The organism is Streptomonospora wellingtoniae (genome assembly GCF_031845375.1).
Taxonomy (GTDB): Bacteria; Actinomycetota; Actinomycetes; order Streptosporangiales; family Streptosporangiaceae; genus Streptomonospora; species Streptomonospora wellingtoniae.
On the sequence record NZ_JAVREK010000009.1, the window covers coordinates 1 to 18,659 of the forward strand.

The 18,659-nt window shown below is 75.2% G+C and carries 12 protein-coding genes; 5 read left to right on the top strand and 7 right to left on the bottom strand.

Annotated elements, in window-relative coordinates; all coding sequences use genetic code 11:
- The 4 genes from RM446_RS10260 to RM446_RS10275 form a co-directional block, all read right to left on the bottom strand.
- Positions 1-2,250, bottom strand: a 2,250-nt coding sequence (locus RM446_RS10260) for a DUF5682 family protein (RefSeq protein WP_311544981.1), incomplete at its 3' end; no start/stop codon positions are given.
- Positions 2,250-3,350, bottom strand: coding sequence for an ATP-binding protein (locus RM446_RS10265; RefSeq protein WP_311544982.1), 1,101 nt, complete (start codon positions 3,348-3,350; stop codon positions 2,250-2,252). The genes RM446_RS10260 and RM446_RS10265, both read right to left, overlap by 1 nt.
- Positions 3,347-4,798: a DUF5691 domain-containing protein gene (locus RM446_RS10270; RefSeq protein ID WP_311544983.1), complete on the bottom strand. Its 1,452-nt coding sequence runs from the start codon at positions 4,796-4,798 to the stop codon at positions 3,347-3,349. Before RM446_RS10270 ends, RM446_RS10265 begins: the two co-directional genes overlap by 4 nt.
- A gap of 147 nt (positions 4,799-4,945) precedes the next feature.
- Positions 4,946-6,268 (bottom strand): SWIM zinc finger family protein, encoded by a 1,323-nt coding sequence (locus tag RM446_RS10275; protein ID WP_311544984.1) that lies wholly within the window; start codon positions 6,266-6,268, stop codon positions 4,946-4,948.
- A gap of 233 nt (positions 6,269-6,501) precedes the next feature.
- On the opposite strand from RM446_RS10275, the gene RM446_RS10280 reads away from it, so the two are divergent.
- Positions 6,502-7,515 carry a methyltransferase gene (locus RM446_RS10280; RefSeq protein ID WP_311544985.1) on the top strand — a complete coding sequence of 338 codons (1,014 nt, stop codon included), beginning with the start codon at positions 6,502-6,504 and terminating at the stop codon, positions 7,513-7,515.
- Positions 7,516-7,925: 410 nt separating this feature from the next.
- Here RM446_RS10280 and RM446_RS10285 read toward each other — a convergent pair whose 3' ends face one another.
- The 3 genes from RM446_RS10285 to aroQ all read right to left on the bottom strand — a co-directional run bounded on the left by RM446_RS10285 (position 7,926) and on the right by aroQ (position 10,899).
- Complete coding sequence (locus tag RM446_RS10285; RefSeq protein ID WP_311544986.1) at positions 7,926-8,498, bottom strand: LURP-one-related/scramblase family protein; 573 nt, start codon at positions 8,496-8,498, stop codon at positions 7,926-7,928.
- Between the two features lie 326 nt (positions 8,499-8,824).
- Entirely contained in the window at positions 8,825-9,943 is a 1,119-nt protein-coding gene (pstS, locus tag RM446_RS10290) for a phosphate ABC transporter substrate-binding protein PstS (protein ID WP_311544987.1), read from the bottom strand.
- A 485-nt stretch (positions 9,944-10,428) separates the two neighbouring features.
- The gene (aroQ, locus tag RM446_RS10295) at positions 10,429-10,899 is read right to left on the bottom strand and encodes a type II 3-dehydroquinate dehydratase (RefSeq protein ID WP_311544988.1); all 471 of its coding nucleotides are present in this window, start codon (positions 10,897-10,899) and stop codon (positions 10,429-10,431) included.
- Positions 10,900-11,097: 198 nt separating this feature from the next.
- On the opposite strand from aroQ, the gene treY reads away from it, so the two are divergent.
- The 4 genes from treY to RM446_RS10315 all read left to right on the top strand — a co-directional run bounded on the left by treY (position 11,098) and on the right by RM446_RS10315 (position 18,652).
- Complete coding sequence (gene treY, locus RM446_RS10300) at positions 11,098-13,467, top strand: malto-oligosyltrehalose synthase (RefSeq protein WP_311545132.1); 2,370 nt, start codon at positions 11,098-11,100, stop codon at positions 13,465-13,467.
- Between the two features lie 62 nt (positions 13,468-13,529).
- On the top strand, positions 13,530-14,459 hold the full coding sequence (locus RM446_RS10305) for a putative RNA methyltransferase (RefSeq protein WP_311544989.1): 930 nt from the start codon (positions 13,530-13,532) through the stop codon (positions 14,457-14,459).
- Between the two features lie 9 nt (positions 14,460-14,468).
- Entirely contained in the window at positions 14,469-16,229 is a 1,761-nt protein-coding gene (gene treZ, locus RM446_RS10310) for a malto-oligosyltrehalose trehalohydrolase (protein WP_311544990.1), read from the top strand.
- Between the two features lie 266 nt (positions 16,230-16,495).
- A complete protein-coding gene (locus tag RM446_RS10315) occupies positions 16,496-18,652 on the top strand; it encodes a fibronectin type III domain-containing protein (protein WP_311544991.1) in 2,157 nt (718 codons plus the stop codon).
- Positions 18,653-18,659: the final 7 nt, after the last annotated feature.

The window sequence follows — 18,659 nt, forward strand, 5'->3', positions numbered from 1 at the left end:
GTCGACGGTGTCGCCGGTCGGAGCGGCGCCCGCCTCTCCGGAGCCGCCCAGGGCGCGGGCGCTGTCGCCGATGGCGCGGCGCTCGGGTCCGTCGAAGGCGCCGAAGGTGCGCCGCAGCAGCGGTACCACCTCGGTGAACGCGTCGGCGCCGAGGCCGCCGAGCCAGCGGTCGACGATGCCCAGCAGCGCGGTGTCGTGCACCAGCAGCAGGCCGCTGCCGGAGAGGAACCCCTCGATCCAGTGCGCCGTGCGGGTCGGCGACGTGCCGCGCGAGGCGGCGCGCGACAGCCGGCCGCTCAGGTCGGCGTCGGACAGCCGGCCGGAGTCGTGCAGGATCCGGTTCGCCCGCCCGCACACCCGCCCCGGCGCCGACTCGTGCACCGCGACCTGCTCCAGCGCCGCGAGCCACGCGGACTCCTCGTCGCCGCCCAGCAGCACCGCGGCGCTGTGCACGCCGTCGACCGCACCCGCCATCGCCGCGGCGGCGTCGTCGTCCAGCCCCGACACCGCGGGGACGATGCCGGCCCGCACCCGGGCCAGCAGTTGGGCGGCCACCCCGCGCAGGGCGGCGGAGTCGCTGCGGCGCACGTCGCCGTAGCGGGCGGAACGCGCCAGCGGGGGCAGGGCCGCCATGAGGTGCTCGATGTCGGCGTCCTCGGCGGCGCGGGCGGTCAGTGCCGAGACGACCTCGCCGAGTGCCCCGCCGAGGTCGGCGTGCAGGCACCGCTCGGCCAGCGCGGTCAGGTCCGGCAGGGCGGCCTCGCCGGCCAGCGACCGCACGCGCGCACCCGCCGCGGCCTCGACGGTGGTGCCCCACACCGCCGCCTCGATCAGCGCCAGCTCCATTTCGGGCCGCCAGCCCAGCGTCCAGCTCTCGCGGAAGGTGCCGCGGGAGCGCGCGGAGTCGCCGCGCGGTCGCCCCCACTCGACGCCGATCAGCCCCAGCCGGTGCAGCAGCGCGCTGCGCCGCCGCCCGGTCTCCTCGCGCAGGTCCAGGTCCAGGTCGCGGGGCTCGGCCTTCGGCTGGAGGCGCAGGCTGCGCTGCTCGGCGGCGAGGTCGCGCTGAAGCGGGACCTGCGGCGTGTCCGCCGAGACCGCGCCCATCCGCTCGCCGACGACCATCCGGCTGTGCAGCATGTGCGCCCGCGCGCGGGCGCCCTCGCACAGCACCGCCTCCGCGGCGTCGGCGACCTCCTCCAGACCGGCCGCCGGGCGCCCGCGCAGCGCGGCCAGCGCCTCGGTGAGGCGGACGGCCTCGATGACGTGGGCCGAGGACACCGGCTGGTCCAGCTCGCGCAGCCGCCGCCCGGCCTCGGCCAGCCAGCGCTCGATGGGGCGGTCGGGGGCGGTGAACAGGTGGTGGTACCAGCCGGGCGAGCGCACGCCCGCCCGGTAGCCGGAGGCCGACGCCAGCCGCCCGTGCGTCCACGGGATCCACGTCGCCGCGACCTTGGCCTTGGGCAGGCCGCGCAGCAGCGCGGTGTCCTCCGCCACCGGCGGACGGTCCAGCAGCGCGGGGACGTGCCAGGCGCCGCAGACCACGGCGATGCGGCCCTCGACCGATTTCATCGCCTTGCGCAGCACTTGGCGCATGTGGGCCTCGCGGCGGGCCTCGCGCATTCCCGCCGCCCCCGCCGGGCCCGCACCGGACTCGGCCCGCACCGCCGCCATCGCCTCGGCGATCGCGGGGAAGGGGGAGGGGCCGGGGTGCGCCTCGGCGCCGCCGGGTGGCGAACCGACGGGCACGGCCGCCCGCCCTTCGACGACGTCCTCCCACCAGCGCTCGGGATCGTCGTAGCCGGCTGCCTCGGCCAGCATGCCGAGCGGGTCCGCGACCGCGCGCTCGGGCTCCGGCCGGGCGGTGTCCGCGCCCTCGCCGCCTTCCCCGCCGTCTCCGCCCTCTCCCCCGGCCGGGTCGTCCCCGGCCAGGGTGTGGGCGGCGGGCAGGTCGCAGAAGCGGGCCTCGACGCCGCGCTCGGCCGCGTAGCGCAGCGCCGCCCACTCCGGCGAGAACGCCGCGAACGGCCAGAACGCCGCACGCGCCGGCGCCGCGGGCACATACGCCAGCAGGGAGACCGGCGGAGTGAGCTCGCCGACCAGTCCGACCAGTCCATCTGCCTCGGGCGGCCCCTCGATCAGCACGAGTTCGGGGCCGATGCGCTCCAGCTCGGCCGCGACCGAGCGGGCCGAGCCGGGGCCGTGGTGGCGCACGCCCAGCACGTGCACGCGGTCGGTGCCGACCCGCGCCATCAGCGGCTCACCTCGCGGCAGGCGCGGTAGAAGTCGTCCCAGCCGTCGCGGTCGCGCGCGACGGTCTCCAGGTATTCCCGCCACACCACGCCGTCGGAGACCGGGTCCTGGACCACGGCGCCGTGGATGCCCGCCGCGACGTCGGCCGGGCGCAGGGTGCCGTCGCCGAAGTGCGCGGCCAGCGCGATGCCGTTGGTGAGCACCGAGATCGCTTCGGCGGTGCTCAGCGTGCCGCTGGGCGACTTGACCTTCGCGCCGCCGTCGGCGGTGGCGCCTTCGCGCAGCTCGCGGAAGACCGTGACAACCCGGCGGATCTCGGACAGGCTCGCGGGCACCTCGGGCAGCTCCAGGGAGCGGCCGAGCGCGGCCACCCGGCGGCTGACGATGTCGATCTCGTCCTCGACGCTGTCGGGGACGGGCAGCACGACCGTGTTGAAGCGCCGCCGCAGCGCACTGGAGAGGTCGTTGACCCCGCGGTCGCGGTCGTTGGCCGTGGCGATCACGTTGAACCCCCGCGTGGCCTGCACCTCGGTGCCCAGCTCCGGTACCGGCAGGGTCTTCTCCGACAGCACCGTGATCAGGGCGTCCTGTACGTCGGAGGGGATGCGGGTGAGCTCCTCGACGCGGGCCAGGCGGCCCTCGGACATGGCGGTCATGACGGGGCTGGGCACCAGCGCCGCCTCGGAGGGGCCCTCGGCCAGCAGCCGGGCGTAGTTCCACCCGTAGCGCACCGCCTCTTCAGCGGTGCCCGCGGTGCCCTGGACCAGCAGTGTGGAGTCGCCGGTGACGGCGGCCGCCAGGTGCTCCGACAGCCATGTCTTCGCTGTGCCGGGGACGCCCAGCAGGAGCAGGGCGCGGTCGGTGGCCAGGGTGGCCACGGCCACCTCGACCACCCGCCGGGAGCCGATGTACTTGGGCGTGATCTCGGTGCCGTCGTCGAGCGTGCCGCCCAGGATGTAGCGGGTGACCGCCCACGGCGACAGCCGCCAGCCCGGCGGGCGCGTGCGGGAGTCGGCGCGCTCCAGGGCGGCGAGCTCCTCGGCGAAGCTCTGCTCGGCGTGCGGGCGCAGAGCGGCGGCGGGGGTGGCGGAGACGGTCAAGAGAACTCCTTGTGCATCTCGGATCGGTACCTGAGGGTGTCGGCGAGGCGGATGAGCGCTTCGGGGCCGTCGCCGCCGGCCCGCTCGCGGCGGGCGGAGACGGCGATGCGCTCGTGCAGGGAGGGCGGCATGCGCGAACCGGCGATCGCGCACAGCCGGGTCAGGGAGGTGCCGGTGCGTTCGGCGGCGTCGAACGTGTCGGCCACGAAAGCGGCGAGGTCGGCGTTCCAGGGGCAGACGACGTGTTCGACGACCGACTCCACGGCCGCCGCGTTGGGGACGCGGCGGCCGGAGCCCAGGCACCGCAGCGCCCAGGCGCACTGCTCGTCCGGGGGCAGCAGGGCCAGCAGCGCGGTGCCGCGGCCGGCGCGCTCGCTGTACTCGCCGGCCAGCGAGCCCAGTCTGGCCGGCAGCAGGGCGCGGGCCCACTCCCGGTCGCGCTGCAGGACCGCCGCGTCGGCGAGGGCCTCGTACAGCTCGGAGTCGGCGGCGGCGGCGAAGGCGGCGACATCGGCGGGGTCCTCGCCCAGGTGGCCGCACCAGGCGGCCAGCGGCGCGTAGGACACCAGGATCCACAGCCGCTCCCGGGCGTCGCGCCGTGTGCCGCCGTCGGTGCGGGGCTCGACCCCCAGCGCGCGGGCGAGTTCGGTGTCGGCCAGGTCGGGGAGGCGGACCGCGCATCTGCCGTCGGAGCCCCGGCGCACATGGCGCCGGGCGTAGCCGGTCAGCAGGCGGCCGCGGCCGGTGTCGGGGAGCCGGGCCGCCAAGCCCCTGGCCAGTCCCCGGACGCGCGTGCTGCGATCGCCCATCGCCTCCTGCAGCAGCGGCTCGTCGTCGGCGGTGAGGTGCGGCTCGCGGGCCTCCAGCAGCGCGTGGCGCTCCTGGGCCGGACGAGCACGCCACTCCTCGGCGCTGACCCGCTGCGCTTCGTCGAGCCGGAGCAGGTACGCCCAGCGGGGGTCGAGCCCGGCCAGCCACAGGCCGCGCCGCCCGGCGGCCGGCAGCAGCGCCCGCCCGATTCCGCCGTGGTCGCGTGCGCCCCGGTCCAGCAGCTCGGGCAGCAGCTCGGGCGGAACCCGCAGGCCCCGCTGCGCCGCCAGCTCCAGCCACTCCAAGAGCAGCCGGGAGTCGGAGGCGAGCAGGTCGGCGAGCCGCCGTGCGGCGCGCGGGTCCGGCAGGGGCGCGGTCTCCGGCGGCGCCGGGTCGAAGGCCGCGGGGTCCCGGGGAGCCGCCCGGTCGGCCGGCCGACCTGCGCGGGCGCGCACGGCGGCCAGTGCGGCGCGGTCGAGCAGCGTGTGCGCGGGGTCGTCGCGGTCCACCTCCGGCAGTCCCGCGGGACGGGGCGCGGACCGGCGCGCGGTTCCCACGAGCGCGGCCGAGACGAGGTCGGACCAGGAGTCGGCGGCCGGGTGCGCGGGATCGGGGGGTGTCTCGGAGGAGGTCGTCACAAGGCGTCCTCGGAAGTCGTGTGCGGGCGGCGGGTAGAGCCGTGCCCGGGGGTACGGCGGGTCGGGAGCGGGAGCGGAGGCATGGGGGTGCGGCGGGCGCGGTTCGTGTGCGGGGCCGCCTTCGGCGCGAGGGCCGGGGCGGGGTGTTCACGAGGTGCCGGCGAGGGCTCCCGGCATCCGGGCGAGGCCGGCGAACCGGCCTTCGGCGTCCCACACGGACAGCGGCCGCAGGCCCTGGGGTGTCCACTCGCCGGCGACGGTGACCGGTGCGCCGCCGGACACGGCGGCCAGCGGCCAGCACGGCGAGCACTCCGCGAGCAGTGGCAGGGCTGTGCCGCCGGAGTCGGCGACCCCCCACGGTTCGCCGAGCACGGGGACGGCTCCCTCCAGGACGACCGGCCAGGCCTCCAGCCAGGGGTCGGCGGCCAGAGCGCCGGCATAGGAGTCCAGCGCGGCGTCGGCGCCGGAGCCGGGCGGGGGGTCCGCCGTGCGTTCGGCGTGCACGGCCAGCAGCGAGGCCCGCCACTCGGCCGGGTACCACGCCAGATCGGCCTCGATCTCGGTGCCCGGCCGCGCGGGGGTCTCGGGGGTCTGTCCGGCCGGGGCATAGGAGAGCAGCGCGGCCGTGCGCCCGGTCGAGGCGCCGTGCAGCCAGATGCGGCGGCCGCGGACCTGGCCGGCGGGGAAGTCGTGCATGCCCAGCACCCGCCAGGTGTCGCGCACGGGCGCCGACTCGTCGGCCGCGGCGGGCAGCCCCGCCCGCGCGGAGACCGTGGCGCGCATGCCGCCGGGAAGCTCGTCGCGGCGCCGGAAACCGCTGATCAGCAGGCGCAGGAGCGCGTACTCGCTCAGCATGCGGTCGGGCCAGTCGCGGGCCGCACCAAGGCGGCCGAGGTCGCGTACGCGGTCGGCGAGGCGCCCCGCCTGGGCGTCGACCAGGCGGGCGGCCATCGAGTCGAGGCGGCGGTAGCCGTCGCCGCGTGCCGCGGCCAGGCCGGTCTCGATCTGGTCGCGCAGCCAGAGGTCCAGCTCCGCCAGGCCCTCGGCCACGCGCTCTTCGCGTTTCTCCAGGCGCCGCGCGGCCGCCTCGGGATCGGCGGGTTCGGCTGGTCGCCGGCGTGCGGCCGCGCGGCGGGTCAGCCACTCGGCCGCGTACTCGGGGGCGTCACCCGCCTCGAAGCCGCCCTCGGCCCACAGGTGCAGCAGCGCCAGCGTGTGCTTGCACGGGATCTTGCGGCTGGGGCAGCTGCAGCGGTAGGCGGGCGGGGAGCCGAGTTCGGCGACGACCCGGTAGGCGTTCTTGCCGCTCCCGGCGCATTCGCCCCACACGGCGGGCGCCTCGGCGCCGGTCGCGGGGCGGTGGCCGGTGGCGCTCCATTGGGAGGGGTCGGCGGTCTTGACCGCCGCCTTGCGGGAGGAGGAGTCGGGCGCGAGAGCCCAGACGTCGTCGGTGGTCCAGCGTGTGCTCACGAAGGGAAATCTAGCGCCCGGCACCGACAGTTCCGTACGGCTCACGTGCCCGCACGCCCCGCCCCTGCCCCATTGGGCGCTTCGATTCGGCACCGGCGGCACGAGCCTCCGGAGGCCCGTCCCGGGGCGGTCCGGTGCCGGGCCCCGGCGGTCGCGCGGTCCCGGGGTGATGGCGCTGCGCCCCGGCGCTACGGTTGGGTGGGTCGCAGGGGTAGAGGCTGAACGGGGGCGGAATGGCCGGCGGCGAGGGCGAGGGCGAGGACGAGCGGCTGCTGCGGCTGCTGATGGGGCCGTGGCTGGCCGAGGCCGTCGCCGCGGCGGTGCGGCTGGGCGTGATCGACCGGCTGGGCGACGCCCCGGCGCGGGCCGGCGAGCTCGCCGACGAACTGTCGCTGGCCGCCGACCCGCTTGAGCGCCTGCTGCTCCTGCTGGTGGGCTTGGAGGTCCTGGAGGAGCGCGAGGGCCGCTTCGGCCTGGCGCCGGTGGGTGAGCGGCTGCACAGCCGGCACCCCTCCTCGATGCGGGACCTGGCGCTGCTCTACCGCAGCGACCTCTTCCGCGGTGCCTGGCGCGGGCTGGCCGACTCCGTGCGTACCGGCCGCCAGGCCTTCGCGTCCGTGTACGGGCGCGACGTCTACACCTACCTGGCCGAGCACCCCGTCGACGCCGCGCTCTTCGACGCCGGCATGGCGGCGGGCGGCTCCTTCGCCGACCCGCTCCCGGCCGTCTACGACTTCTCACGGGCCGAGCGCGTGGCCGACGTCGGCGGCGGGGACGGCAGCCGGCTGGCCGCGCTGCTCCAGGCGCATCCGGGCCTGCACGGCGTACTCCAGGAGCGTCCGCAAGTGCTGGCCGGGGCGCGCGGGCGGCTCGGCGCCTTCGTCGGCGAAGGGCGCTGCGAGCTGGTGGGGGCCGACTTCCTCGCCGAGGTGCCCGTCGTGGCCGACACCTTCCTGCTCTGCCGCGTGCTGCACAACTGGGACGACGACTCCTGCGCACGCATCCTCGCCAACTGCGCAGCGGCGATGGCCCCGGGGGCGCGGCTGCTCATCCTGGAGCGCGTCATGCCCGACGACCGGCAGGCGTGGCTGTCGCGGGCCTTCGACGTGCACATGATGGTGATGACGACCGGCCGGGAGCGCACTGCCGCCGAGTACGAGGCGCTGCTGCGCCCGGCGGGTCTGCGCACTCTGGAGATCCGCGGCCTCGATGCGGAGATGCGCGTGCTGGTGGCGGGCGGGGACTGACCCCGTTCCCGCACCGCCGCCGCCCCGGCAGCTGCCGGCAGGGACCCGGGACACGCGGTCTCCGTCTGCAAGGGGGTCGAGGTGGTCGGGACACGCGCGGGCTACCCGGGTCCGTGCCGGCAACTTCCGGCAGTGTGGCCGATCGCGGGGAATTCAGCCACGTCGGCGGTGGGTGTGCGGGTCGGCGACCCGCGGGCGGCCGCGCGGCGGCGGTGCGGGAGGCGTGTTCAGCACGCGTGGGCGGAGCGCGCGGGGGACGCGGGGGAGAGGGGGAGGCGGGGGCAGGGCCTGCCCGGCGGTTCGCCGGTCCCGCCGGCATCCGGGATGCAGGATCGGCGGGCAGGCGGGGCGGGCGGAGGCGTTCCGCGCCGCCCCCGCACACGGAGGCGCGGGTGCGAAGGCAGGGCCGGTCAGCGGGCCTGCAGCGCGTCCAGTGCGACAGCCATGGCGATGACCAGCCGGCGGTCGACGTTGGGGTCCGGGATCTGGACGGTGTAGCGGTCGCGAATGCCCCAGCGCTTGTCGACGCTGAAGATCGGGTGCTCGCCCGCGGCGAAGTCGAAGTGGTAGGGCACGAACTTGGCCGCGTCGATGAAGCGGCGCAGGATGCCCAGTACCTGGTTGCGCTCCTGACCGGTGGCGGTGAACAGGCCCGGCTGCTCCAGGTGCCAGGTCGAGCGCAGCAGCGACTGCTTGAAGTCCTTGCGGAAGTTGCCGATCGGCTGCCCGTTGTGGTCGGTGACGTCGTAGGTCGCACCGAGGTCGACGACCTGGCGGGCCTGGAAGCCCAGGACCGGATACTGCTTGCTGTCGTCGGTGTAGAGCGTCACCTGCTCCTTGAAGGCGAGGCGCTTCTGCTGGGCGAAGGCGATCAGGTCGCCCTCGCTCCCGTCGGGCAGCAGCGTCCGGACCTCGTACTGGTTGACCATCATCCGGATCCGCTGCCGCACGGCGAGCTGCGTCAGCGTCTGCAACTGGTTCATCGGACTTCCTCGGGATCGGTGGGACAAAAGGGGGGGTGAACCCGGCTGATCCTAGCGGGTGGCCCCGGTCACGGCACATCCCGACCGCCTCCGAGGCGCGATCGTGATCCCGCCGGGTCCGGCGGCCGTCCCGGCGGGCAGGGGCAGTGCCGTCGGCGCGTCCGAGGGGGGTGCCGAATAGGCCCGTCCGCTGCCGGAGCGCGTCCGCGAAAGGGGAGCGGCCGCTGAGAGGGCCCCAGACTAGACCATCGGGCGGCAATCAGCGTTGATCTCGGATGAACAGCGCTGCAACAGGCCGATTCCGGACATCGCTGCCGCCCGCCCGGTCACTCGGCTGAGCTGATGGCCGCGACCGAGTCCAGCAGCTTCCGGCGGAAGTCGCCGGGCAGCGGAGCCGACCCGGTCTCCTTGGAGGCGGCCTTCTGGCCCTCGGCGCTCAGCACGTACTCCAGGAAGGACCGCACGCGCTCGGCCTCGTCGGCCGTGCCGTAGCGCAGGCACGCGATCTCGTAGGTCACAAGGACGATCGGGTAGGTGCCGGCCTCGGCGGTGCCGTAATCCAGTTCCAATGCATGGTCGTGCCGGTGGCCGCCCTTGCGCTCAGGGGAGGAGGCGACCACCCGCGCAGCCGACTCCGGGGCCACGTCCACGAACTCGCCGCCCACGCCGATGGACGCGGTGGGCATGTCACCGGTGTGCGAGGCCTCGACGTAGCCGATGGTCCCGCGGCCGCCGTCGACCGCCTCGGCGATGCCGCTGTTGCCCTGCGCGGCCTCGACCGGGCGGGTCGGCCACGTGCCGCCGGGCTCGTGCGGCCAGGCCTCGCCGGCCGCCGACGCGAGGTAGCCGGTGAAGTTCTCGGTGGTGCCGGAGTCGTCGGCGCGCGTGACCGGGGTGATGCGCAGGTCCGGCAGGTCGGCGTCCGGGTTGTGCTCGGCGATCTCGGGGTCGTTCCAGCGGGTGATCCGCTGGTCGAAGATCTTGGCCAGGGTCTCCGGCGGCAGGTTCAGCGAGTCGACGCCTTCCAGTTGGAAGATGACCGCGATCGGCACGACGTAGCCGGGGATGTTCAGGGCGGGGGCGCCGCCGACACAGCGGTCGCGGGCCCGTTCGCGCTCGCGCCGGTCCAGCGCGGCGTCGGATCCGGCGAAGTCCACCGCGTCCTGCAGGAACTGGCTGCGACCGGCACCCGATCCCACGGAGTCGTACAGGATCAGGGCGTCCTTGCAGGCCATCTGGTAGCCCGCCACCCAGGTGTACATGGCGTTCTCCTGGGCGCTGGACCCCGCCGCCGAGAGGCTCCCGTCGAAGCAGGCGACGTCGTCGGGTACGGCGGGCGGCCGCTGTCCGTTTCTGAGGGCGCTGTCGCTGCCGCATGCGCTGGTGAGTGCGAGGACGCCGACCAGGGCGGCCGCGGCGAGAGGGCGGTGGCCGGGCAGGGTCACGGGACGTTCATTCCCCTTTGCGAGGTGGCAACCCTGCGTGTGCATCAGGGTTCGTGCTGGAAACGGGGGCTTCCGGTGGTGTGGCCGAATGCTGAAGAGAAAACTAACAACAGCTGAAGTGCCCTGCCCAACGGCACCCGTGTGAATCGGCGCGCACCGTCCGGCGCCTCCGCGCCGCACACCGCCCGCTCCCGCCGCGCGGACCCGACTCGCTCCCGCCGGCCTGTGCGGCTCCGAACCTCGTTGATCTATTCCCAAAACAGCGGAGCTAGCACCTCTGAGCTGGGCAAACGCACTCCATCGCGAGGCGCCCACGAAATCCCGTTATCGTTCCGTGACATTCCCTGAAGTGGGTCTGGAGCGGGCCGGTTCACCCTCGTTTTGTTCCTCCGGTACGGCCGACCAGAGGGAGGCCCCACACAGCTTGTAGCGCCATCGTGAAGGAAAACGTTTTCCTTCACGATGGCTACAAGATCAACAGGTGATCATCCCGCGGCTGAGCGCCGCTCCTGGACGCGCGCCAGCACCGCGCGCAGTCCCAGCTCGTAGCCTGTTGGGCCGCAACCGGCGATGTATCCCTGCACCACCGGCGCCGTCACCGATGTGTGCCGGAACGGCTCACGGGCGTAGACGTTGGAGATGTGCACCTCGACACAGGGGGTCTCCACCGCGTCGATCGCGTCGCGCAGCGCGATGCTGTAATGGGCGAACGCCCCGGGGTTGAACACGACCCCGTCCAGCTCGCGCGCCCGGTGGACGTGCTCGACCAGGACGCCCTCGTGGTTGCTCTGCGCGCACTCCACCTCGGCGCCCAGTTCGGCGCCCAGCGCACGGACCCGGCGCTCGATCCCCTCCAGAGTCACGGTGCCGTACTGCTGCGGGTCGCGGCTGCCCAGCAGGTTCAGGTTCGGCCCGTTCAGCAGGAGCACGCGGACGGCGGCACTGGACTCGGCCATGGACGGACCCTCTCCCCGGATGCTGCGGATCGGCGGTTGCGGATCCGACGATCCTATTCGCTGCGCGGCGGACCGCCGGGCGGGGCCCCGCCGGGTCCCACGCACCGCTCGTGCGCACCGCTCGTGCGCACCGCTCCTGAGCGCCGCGGACGGCGCGCCGGGGTTCGAGCGCGCGTGAGCAGGGCAGAGAACACCCCGATGGACCCCTACAGCCCGACCTCCACCTACCGACTGCAGCTCGGACCGGGACTCACGCTCGACCGCGCCGCCGAACTGGTCGACTATCTCGACCGGCTCGGCGCCGGCGCCGCCTACCTGTCGCCGATGCTCACCGCCGCGCCCGGATCCGAGCACGGCTACGACGTCGTCGACCCCGCGTCGGTCTCGGCGCCGCTGGGCGGCGACCGGGCGCGCTGCGAGCTGGTCGAGCGGCTGCGCGAGCGCGGCATGGGCGTGGTGGCCGACATCGTGCCCAACCACATGTCCGTGGCGGCCCCCGCCGCCAACCCGTGGTGGTGGGACGTGCTGCGCAGCGGTAAGGGCTCCGCCTACGCCCGGTGCTTCGACGTCGACTGGACCGCCGGGCCCCTGGAGTTGCCGGTCCTGGCCGACGACGGCGACGGCGGAGCCGCCGCCCTGGACCGCCTAGGCGTCGCCGACGACTGCCTGACCTACGAGGACCACCGCTTTCCGCTGGCGCCGGGCACCTACAGCCCCGGCGACGACCCGGCCGAGGTCCACGAGCGCCAGCACTACCGGCTGGTGTCGTGGCGGCGCGGCCGGGAGCGGCTGTCCTACCGCCGCTTCTTCGACGTCACCGGGCTGGCGGCGGTCCGGGTCGAGGACCCCGACGTCTTCACCGCCTCACACGCCGAGATCCTGCGCTGGGCCGAGCGCGGCGAGCTGGACGGCCTGCGGGTCGACCACCCCGACGGGCTCAGCGACCCCGGCGGCTATCTGCGCCGGCTGCGCGACGCCTTCGGCGGCTGGATCGTCGCCGAGAAGATACTGGAACCCGGCGAGGCCCTGCCCGCCTCGTGGCCGGTCGACGGCACGACCGGATACGACGCGCTGCGCGAGGTGTGCGGCCTGTTCGTCGACCCCCGCGGTGAGGGCCCGCTGACCGAACTGGCCCGCTCGGTGGGCGCGCCCACCGATTCCGCAGCCGTGCGGGCCGAGTCGCGGCGGCTCGCGGCCCGCGAGCTGCTCGCGCCCGAGGTGGGCCGGATCGCCGCGCTGGTCGGCTCCGCCGACGCCCACGCGCACGCCCACGCCCACGCCGACGCCGGCTCCGGCCCCGAGCGCGTCCGCGACGCCGTCGCCGAACTGCTCGCCTCCTTCGAGGCCTACCGCAGCTACCTGCCCGAGGCCCGGCCCGTGTGGGACCGGGCGGTGGCCGCCGCCCGGGGCGCCCGCCCCGACCTCGCCGCCGTCCTCGACGACGTCGACGCGCGCGTGTGCGCCGACCCCGCCGGCGAGCTGGCCGTGCGCATCCAGCAGACCAGCGGCATGGTCGTGGCCAAGGGCGACGAGGACACCGCCTTCTACCGCGCCACACGCTTCGTCGCGCTCAACGAGGTCGGCGGCGACCCCGCCCGCTTCGGCGTGTCCCCGGCCGAGTTCCACGCCTGCTCCGCCCGCCGCGAGGCCTGCCGCCCGCGGACCATGACCGCGCTCTCCACGCACGACACCAAGCGCTCGGAGGACGTGCGCGCCCGCCTGGCGGTCCTCAGCGAGGTTCCCCGGGACTTCGCCGCCGCCGTGCACCGCTGGCGTGCCGCCCGCGGGCTGGGTGAGGGCGGCCTGGATCTGCTCGCCTGGCAGACGCTGGTGGGAGCGTGGCCCATCAGCGCCGCGCGCCTGCGCGACTACCTGCTCAAGGCGGCTCGCGAGCAGAAGGAGCGCACCGCGTGGGTCGACGGCGACCCCGGCTTCGAGGAGGAGGTCGCCGCCTGGCCCGAGCGTGTGCTCTCCGACGAGGACGTGCGCGCCGACGTCGCCGCGTTCGTCGGGCGCATCCGCGCCGCCGGCTGGAGCAACGCGCTCGGCCAGAAGCTGCTGCAGCTGGCGGGCCCCGGAGTCCCCGACCTCTACCAGGGGTCGGAGCTGTGGGACCTCTCCCTGGTCGACCCCGACAACCGCCGCCCCGTCGACTTCACCTGCCGCCAGACACACCTGGAGCGCCTGGAGGGCGGACGGCTGCCCGAGGTCGACGCGGGCGGCGAGGCCAAGCTGCACGTGGTCCGCACCGCGCTGCACGTGCGCCGCGAACGCGACCTGCGCGGATACCTCCCCCTGGAACCCGCGGGGCCCGCCGCCGACCACGCCGTCGCCTTCGCCCGCGGCCCCCGGAACGACGTGGTCGCCGTCGCCACCCGGCTGCCGCTGGGCCTGGCGGCCGAGGGCGGCTGGCGCGGGACCGCCCTCCCGCTTCCCGGCGGCAGCGGCACCTGGCGCGACGCCCTTACCGGCCGCGTGCTCCTGCCTCAGCGCACCGACGGCTTCTGCGCCGCGGACCTGCAGAGCCTGCTGAACCGGTATCCCGTTGCGCTGCTGATGCGCGACTGAGCGCGGGCGCTCGCCGCCGGCCGGGACCGCGATACCGCCCCGACGCCCTAAGCTGAAGGCCCATGACCTCCTCCGACGACGACCGTCCGGCCGTGCTCGACCGGTTGCGGATGCCCGAACCGGTGCTGGAGGCGCTGGCCTGTCCGGTGTGCGGCGCCGCCCTCGGTCCCGGCGGCAGCGCGCTCGCCTGCACCGCCGGCCACCGCTTCGACGTCGCCCGGGAGGGCTACGCCGGCCTGCTCACCGGCCACCGCACCGCCGGCACCGGCGACACCAAGGAGATGGTGCGCGCCCGGCAGGAGTTCCAGGAGGCCGGGCACTACGCGCCACTGGCCGCGCGGTTGGCCGAACTCGCCGCGCAGGCGCCGCTGCCCGCAGGGGGCCTGGCCGTCGACGCCGGAGCCGGGACCGGCTACTACCTCTCCGCGGTACTGGACAGGGTGACCGGCGCCGTCGGGCTGGCCCTGGACCTCTCCAAGTTCGCGCTGCGCCGCGCCGCCCGCGCCCACCCGCGCGCAGGAGCCGCCGCCTGCGACACCTGGCGCGGTCTCCCGCTGCGCACCGGATCGGCCGCGGTGCTGCTCAACGTGTTCGCGCCGCGCCGGCCCGCCGAGTTCCACCGCGTGCTCGCCGACGACGGCGCGCTGCTCGTCGCCACGCCCACCGACCGCCACTTGCGCGGGCTGGTTGCCGACCTCGGGCTGGTCGGCGTCGACGCGGACAAGCGCGAGCGGCTGGAGAGCGGACTGTCGGCGCACTTCGCCCGCACCGGCGGCGAGGAGATCGAGGTCGCGCTTTCGCTGTCGCCGGCCGAGGCCGCCGCCCTGGTCGGCATGGGGCCCAGCGCCCGCCACCTCTCGCCCGCGGAGATCGCCGACCGCGTCGCCGGCCTCGGCGACCCGGTCGAGGCCGCCGCGTCCTTCGCCCTCTCCGTCTACCGCCCCGCCCGACCGGCCGATTCCGAGCGCGTTGCTCCGGCCGCGCCAGGGTAGATACGCCGCGTGAGCGAGCACGGGGGGCGGTCGTTCGGAGTGTGGGCGCCGACGGCCGGCAGGGTCGACCTGCGCATCGGGGGAGCGGAGCACGCCATGCGGGCCGGCGGCGGCGGATGGTGGTACGCCGACGCGGCCGCCGCCGGTCCGGGCGACGACTACGCGTTCGTGCTCGACGGCTCCGGCGAGCCGCTGCCCGACCCGCGGTCCCGGCACCAGCCGCACGGCGTGCACGGCCCCTCGCGCGTCTACGACCACGCGGACTTCGCCTGGAGCGACGCCGGCTGGCACGGCCGGGCGCTGCCCGGCTGCGTCGTCTACGAACTGCACGTGGGCACCTTCACAGCCGAAGGCACGTTCGACGCCGCCACCGCGCGCCTCGACCACCTCGCGTCCCTGGGCGTCGACCTGGTGCAGCTGATGCCCGTGAACGCCTTCGGCGGCGCCGACCACGGTTGGGGCTACGACGGCGTGCTGTGGGGGGCGGTCCACGAACCCTACGGCGGCCCCGACGGCCTCAAGCGCTTCGTCGACGCCTGTCACCGCCGCGGCGTCGGTGTCCTGCTCGACGTCGTCTACAACCACCTCGGCCCCGAAGGCGCCTACCTCCCCCGGTTCGGCCCCTACTTCAGCGGCGATACCGCCTGGGGTCCCTCGCTCAACCTGGACGGCCCCGGCTCCGACGAGGTCCGGCGCTACGTCGTCGACAACGCCCTGGGCTGGCTGCGCGACTACCACCTCGACGGGCTGCGCCTGGATGCCGTGCACGCGCTGCACGACACGCGCGCCCGCCACCTGCTCACCGAGCTCTCCGCCGAGGTCGACGCGCTCGCTGCCGGGCTGGGACGCCCGCTGTCGCTCATCGCCGAGTCCGACCGCAACGATCCCGCCACCGTGACCCCGCGCGAGGCCGGCGGCAACGGGCTGGGTGCGCAGTGGTGCGACGACCTCCACCACGCCCTGCACGCGGCCCTCACCGGCGAGGGCCGCGGCTACTACACCGACTTCACCGGCCCCGACGCGCTGCCGGACACCCTGGCCCGCGCCTTCTGGCACGACGGCCGCTACTCCGCCTTCCGCGGCCGCACGCACGGTGCTCCCGTGGACACGGCGCACACCCCCGGCCACCGCTTCCTGGCCTATCTGCAGAACCACGACCAGGTCGGCAACCGCGCCGCAGGCGACCGTATGGCTGCCACCGTGTCGCCCGGCCTGCTGGCCTGCGGCGCCGCGCTCGTACTGTGCTCGCCGTATACGCCTATGCTGTTCATGGGGGAGGAATGGGCGGCCTCCACACCCTGGCCGTTCTTCGCCTCCTTCACCGATCCCGGCCTGGCCGAGGGGGTGCGTGCGGGCCGCCGCCGCGAGTTCGCCGCGCACGGGTGGGACGAGGCCGACATCCCCGACCCGCTCGACCCCGCCACCCGCGAGCGGGCCGTGCTGCGCTGGCAGGAGCGCGAGCTGGCGCCGCACCGGGACATCCTGGACCTTTACCGCCGCCTCATCGGCCTGCGCCGGACGCGCCCCGAGCTGGCCGACCCCCGGCTGGACCGGTTCCGGGTGCGGGCGAGTACCGACGGGCGGGAACTGGTGCTGTACCGGGGGCCGCTGCGCGTGGCCTGCAACCTGCGTGCCCGCACCGCGGAGCCGGAACTCGACCTGCCCGCCCGCGACGTCCTGCTGTCCTCGGCCGACGCCTCGGCGGGCGGCATGCGCCTGCTCCTGCCGCCGGAGTCATTCGCCGTCGTGGAGGTCACCGACCCCCGTTGATCTTGTAGCTATCGTGAAGGAAAACGATTTCCAGTGACGATAGCTACAAGATCAACGGTGATATCCCGTCGCCCGGTACCCCGGAGCGCATCCATTGACGCGATTGTCCCGTTCTGGTTTGCTACATTCTGCCCGTGCTCCCCTGAACACCGGCCTCCCCGAACCCGCCGAAGCCCCTCTCCACCGGATTGCGCACGCCCCCGCGGCCGGAGGCCGGAGGACGCGGCCGCCGCCCCCCTTCCGTGAACGGGAAAGAGAGCCTGCCGATGGCGGACCAGTCGGCCCACTCCGCGGACCGCGCTGCGCAGCGCGCGCCCGGCTCCGCAGTGCGGCGTGCGGTGCCGGAACTCGGCCGGCGCGTCCGCTCCGGCGCCTCGGGACTGACCGTCGTGCTGATGGCGACCGCGCTCATCAGCACCGCGTTCGGCGTCGGCGCCATGGGCCGCGCCGACGAGGTCTCCGACGGCGCCGCCTGGCTGTGGAACAGCCCCACCGGCGAGGTCACCCGCGTCAACGGCAACAACGCCGAGGTCGACCTCGTCACCTCACTGCCCGACTCCAAGGGCGGCGACGTCCGAGTCACCCAGAACGACGACTACCTGCTGCTGCACGACCCCGCCACCGGCAAGGTCACCTCGGTCGACCTGCGCGAGATGGGCTTCTCCGGCGCGCTCCAACTGGGCGAGAGCGGCGACTTCGGACTCGTCCTCGGCAAGCGCACCGCGGTCGTCATCGACCGCGCCGGCGGCGAGATCAAGGCGGTGGACCCCGCCACCCTCCAGCCCACCGGGGCCTCACTGCAGATCCCCGGCCCCCTGGTCGGCGGCGCCTTCGACGACACCGACACGCTGTGGCTGGGGGTACCCACCCAGGGCACGGCCGTGGGGATCCGGGTGGAGGGCGAGGACGCCGCCATCTCCCAGACCGTGTCCGTGGCCGACCCGGGATCCGACATCGCCATGACGGTCCTCGACGACGGTGCGCTCGCGGTCGACCGCACCGGCAAGCGCCTGGTCGCGGCACGCAACGGCGAGGACCCGCGGCTGGTCTCCTCGCCGGTGCCGCTCAAGGGCGCCGTGCTGCCGCCGCGCACCCGCGGCGAGACCGCCGCGGTCACCGTCCCCGGTTCGGGCCGCATCGTCACCGTCGCCGACGCCGGGGGCACGCCCCGCCTCGGCCATTTCGCGGTGCGCCACAAGGGCGGGGGTACCGCGGTGCCGTTCGGCGGACGCGTCTACGTGCCCTTCGAGGGCGAGGGCGCCGTGCGCGTCTTCACGCCCGAGGGCAAGGAGCTCAACCCCGTCCGCCTGCCCGGAGCCGAGGGGCCGCTGGAGGTCGAGGCGCGCGAAGGGCACCTGTTCGTCAACGCCCCCGACGCCGGCGTGGCGGCCGTCGTCGACCCCTCGGGCAAGGCCAGCGTCATCGACAAGACCCAGCCGCCGCCTGGCAAGGGCCAGGGCCCCGGCGGCATCGCGGCCTCGGCCGACGGCGCCACGCCCGGAGCCCAGGGCCCGCCCGCACCCGACGGCGGGGAGCCCGGTGACGCGCCCGGCACCCCGCCACCCTCCGGCACCGGCGACGACGAGGAACGCGACGAGCCCGAGAGCACCGACGCCCCCGGTGCGCCCACTCCCGTGACGGCCGAAGCCGGCGACGGAGCGGTGACCCTGTCGTGGCCGAAGGCCTACTCGCCCGACGCACCCGTGCAGACCTACACGGTCACCTGGAAAGGCGGCAGTACCACCCTCGACGGCTCGGCCCGCAGCGCCGAGATCGACGGCCTGGACAACGGCACCGCCTACCGCTTCCGTGTCCGGGCCGCCAACGAGCACGGCACCGGCCCCGCCGCCCAGACCGAGGAGGTCACCCCGGGCCCCGGCGCCCTGAGCGCGCCGGCGGATGTCGGCGCCGAGGCCACCGGAAGCGACACCGCCACGGTCTCCTGGCAGGCGGTCGACGGCGCCGCCGACTACGTCGTCACCGCCGACCGGGAGGGCGTCTCCGACCGCACGTCAACCCGCACTTCCGTGGACTTCTCCGGTCTGGAGCCCGGCGCGACCTACACGTTCACCGTGACGCCCCGCACCGACGGCGGCGTCAGCGGCGAGCCCGCCACTAGCGAGCCGATCACCATGCCGGAGCTGGAGCTCGGGGCGCCCGCCAGCGTCACGTTCGAGACCGCGGCCGACGCGGTGACGGTCGACTGGAGCGCGGTGGAGGGCGCGGCCGAGTACCGCATCACCCCCGGCGGCGACGGCGCCGCCGCGCTGCCGGAGGCCACGGCCTCGCAGACCACCTACACCTACCGGCCGCGCGGCGCCGGGCGCTGCTACTCCTTCACCGTGCTGGCGATCGGCCCCGGCGGCACCGCCGCCGAGTCCTCGACCACCAGCGACGCCCGATGCGCGCAGGACTTCAACTGATGGGCCG

What these genes read in the sequence shown, in the direction of transcription:
- RM446_RS10315 (WP_311544991.1), top strand. Translation starts at nt 16,496, where the DNA reads ATGGCGGACCAGTCGGCCCACTCCGCGGACCGCGCTGCGCAGCGCGCG.
- aroQ (WP_311544988.1), bottom strand. Translation starts at nt 10,899, where the DNA reads ATGGCCGAGTCCAGTGCCGCCGTCCGCGTGCTCCTGCTGAACGGGCCG.
- RM446_RS10285 (WP_311544986.1), bottom strand. Translation starts at nt 8,498, where the DNA reads ATGAACCAGTTGCAGACGCTGACGCAGCTCGCCGTGCGGCAGCGGATC.
- RM446_RS10305 (WP_311544989.1), top strand. Translation starts at nt 13,530, where the DNA reads ATGACCTCCTCCGACGACGACCGTCCGGCCGTGCTCGACCGGTTGCGG.
- RM446_RS10280 (WP_311544985.1), top strand. Translation starts at nt 6,502, where the DNA reads ATGGCCGGCGGCGAGGGCGAGGGCGAGGACGAGCGGCTGCTGCGGCTG.
- treY (WP_311545132.1), top strand. Translation starts at nt 11,098, where the DNA reads ATGGACCCCTACAGCCCGACCTCCACCTACCGACTGCAGCTCGGACCG.